We start from the raw sequence: 2,568 nt of genomic DNA on the forward strand, positions 1-2,568 counted from the left end.
GATGCTCGACAGCATGAAGCGGCAAAAATTGATCCGCCAGCACAAGCACGACATCGAACTGACCGCCGAGGGCCGGCGTTTCATGGCCAGCACCCTGCAGATATCGGCCGAGACGCTGGCGCATCCGCGCCGCCCGGTCTGCAAGGCCTGCCTCGACTGGAGCGAGCGGCGCCATCATCTCGCCGGCACGCTCGGCGCGGCGCTGATGACGCGCTTCACCGAGCTGAAATGGGCCGCGCGCGATACCGCCCCCGGCAGCCGCGTCGTCAATTTCAGCCGCAGCGGCGAGAAACGCTTCGCGGCGCTGTTCGGGGACGGCGAATAGCGCGCTTTGAGCGCGGATCACGTTCGCGTCAGACCGGACCTGACCAAACCTCCCTGCCCTGCTTTCTGCTACTGCCGTGGCCGGGCCTGACGAACACAAACACCGGGTTTCATTCGATGCGACCAACTCTTCTTCACCTGTTGCCTGCTACTGCCCTCCTCGTGCTGCCGATCATGACGGCCCATGCCGCGGAGCCAGCACCGCGCGAACCCTACGGCATCGGCCTGGAGGGCTTTGCCTATCCCTACCCCGTCAGCCTGTTGCCGCTGGTCAATGACGGCGAAGCGGTTCGCATGGCCTATATGGATGTCGCGCCGGCGCAGCCGAACGGCCGCATTGTGGTGCTGCTGCACGGGCGCAATTTCCCGGCGAGCTACTGGGCGCCGATCATCAGGACGCTGAACGATGCCGGCTACCGCGTAGTGGTGCCGGACCAGATCGGCTTCGGCAAATCCTCCAAGCCATTGGGTGAGCTGCATTTCGACACGCTGGCGCGCAACACCATCGCGCTGCTCGATCATCTAGGGGTCGCCAGGGCCGATATTGTCGCGCATTCAATGGGCGGCATGCTCGGCGTGCGCATCGCGCGCGCCTATCCCGACCGCGTCGCGCATCTGCTGCTGGCGGCGCCGATCGGCCTTGAGGATTACCGGCTCTATGTGCCGCCGACCCCGACCGAGAAAATCCTGGAAACCGAAGACAAGCTCACCGCCGACGGCTACCGCAAGCAACTCGAGGTCAATTATTCGCTCAAGCTGCCGCCGGACCAGGTGACGCCGCTGATCGACTCCCGTTTCAACATCAAGGGCGCGGCCGACTATCCGCGCTGGCTGCGCGCCTTCGTCAGTTCGGGGCAGATGATCTACCGCGAGCCGGTGGTGCACGAAATTCCGCTGATCACGCAGCCGACGCTGTTCATCATGGGCGCCGACGATCACAACGCGCCGGGCCGGCCGAACGCGCCGGAGGCGTTGCGGCCGAAGATGGGCCAGAACGCCGACCTCGCCAGGGCACTGGCGGCCAAAATGCCGGATGCCCATGCCGAGGTGATTCCGAACACCGGGCACCTGGTATTTCTCGAGGCGCCGCAAAAATTCAACGAGCTGATGCTCGGCTTTTTGGCCAAGTAATTAGTTTAACCAGGTAATCTCAAGACGAAATCGAGACGGGAGCCGCCTATGCGGTCCCCGCCCCGACCATCAAATCACCGACGATTTCATCAGCGATGACGGTGCCAGTGGTGATGGCCCCAGTGATGGTGACGCCAACCCCAGTGGCGGCGGTGCCAGCCCCAGTGCCGGCGATGCCCGTGGTGATGATGTCCGTGGTGACCCCAGCGCACTTCTTCCGGCTTGAGACGATCGACCTCGTCTTGCGAGACCACGGCGGGCTCGGCGCCGTCGCGGTGCGAAGGCACCAGGCCCTGCTCCGCCGCAATCGGCGGCAGCGGCGCGGCCTGCGCGCCTGCGGCAAGCGCGGTGGCGCCTGCAACAAATCCAAAGGTGAGTTTTAGAAAGTCCCGGCGTTCCATAACCTCTCCTCTTTGCTGATCACAAACAATGGAGAGAGTTTCACCGCGGCAAGATGAATACGCGATGAATTGGGCTTCATCGTCGTCCCGGCGAACGCCGGGACCCATACGCCGAGCACTCGCGTTTGGGCAGGATGGTTGACACCTTGCAAAAACAACGGACGCCGGTGGTTATGGGTCCCGGCGTTCGCCGGGACGACAGCCTGCTAAACCCATCCGCCCCGCGCCATGATCGCGGCACATAACAGGATGATGACGATGGCCAGAAGCTCGCTGTGAATAACGATCGTAACCCGTCGCAATTTTTTCGCGCTGATCACGGGCACCTGCCCCGCCTTCAGCGCCCCGCGCCAGGACAGAAATTCCATCGTCGGAATTATCGAGAGCAGTCCGACAACGATAAAGAGCCCGAGCTTGGCATGAAAGGCGTGGCTGTGAAGATAATAGTCCGGCCCCTTCTCGAAGAAGAACACCCGCAGCAACCCGACCACCAGCAGCGCCCCCGCCGCGATGCCGAGAACAATGTCTGTCACCTGCAGCCGGCGCGCGGAAGCGAGCGTCAATTCCTGCCGAACCAGCATGAACTCGATCGCGACCGCCGACACCAGCGTGAACGCGCAGAGGTGGTGGAGGAAGGCGAACAGTGTGGACATGGGATGGGCCTCTTCTCGGTGACATGCTGCGGGAAGAAATGATACAAAGTCTCAAAATC

Annotated in this window: 3 protein-coding genes and 1 pseudogene; 2 read left to right on the forward strand and 2 right to left on the reverse strand. The window is 62.9% G+C overall.

Translation table 11 applies throughout. The features are described from left to right. A pseudogene (locus ABR948_RS29500) lies at positions 1-325 on the forward strand (transcriptional regulator); the annotation flags it as partial. Between the two features lie 173 nt (positions 326-498). Beyond that, on the forward strand, positions 499-1,455 hold the full coding sequence (locus tag ABR948_RS29505) for an alpha/beta fold hydrolase (protein ID WP_428124845.1): 957 nt from the start codon (positions 499-501) through the stop codon (positions 1,453-1,455). A gap of 89 nt (positions 1,456-1,544) precedes the next feature. Here the strand turns inward: ABR948_RS29505 and ABR948_RS29510 are convergent, their stop codons facing one another. Both ABR948_RS29510 and ABR948_RS29515 read right to left on the reverse strand, forming a co-directional pair. After that, a complete protein-coding gene (locus ABR948_RS29510; RefSeq protein WP_428124841.1) occupies positions 1,545-1,856 on the reverse strand; it encodes a twin-arginine translocation signal domain-containing protein in 312 nt (103 codons plus the stop codon). A gap of 206 nt (positions 1,857-2,062) precedes the next feature. Further along, positions 2,063-2,509 carry a DUF2214 family protein gene (locus tag ABR948_RS29515; RefSeq protein ID WP_428124843.1) on the reverse strand — a complete coding sequence of 149 codons (447 nt, stop codon included), beginning with the start codon at positions 2,507-2,509 and terminating at the stop codon, positions 2,063-2,065. Positions 2,510-2,568: the final 59 nt, after the last annotated feature.

Source organism: Bradyrhizobium sp. (assembly GCF_050014615.1).
Lineage (GTDB): Bacteria > Pseudomonadota > Alphaproteobacteria > Rhizobiales > Xanthobacteraceae > Bradyrhizobium.

Bases quoted from the DNA above. Each gene is read 5' to 3' on its own strand.
- ABR948_RS29510 (WP_428124841.1), bottom strand. From the start codon at position 1,856: ATGGAACGCCGGGACTTTCTAAAACTCACCTTTGGATTTGTTGCAGGC.
- ABR948_RS29515 (WP_428124843.1), bottom strand. From the start codon at position 2,509: ATGTCCACACTGTTCGCCTTCCTCCACCACCTCTGCGCGTTCACGCTG.
- ABR948_RS29505 (WP_428124845.1), top strand. From the start codon at position 499: ATGACGGCCCATGCCGCGGAGCCAGCACCGCGCGAACCCTACGGCATC.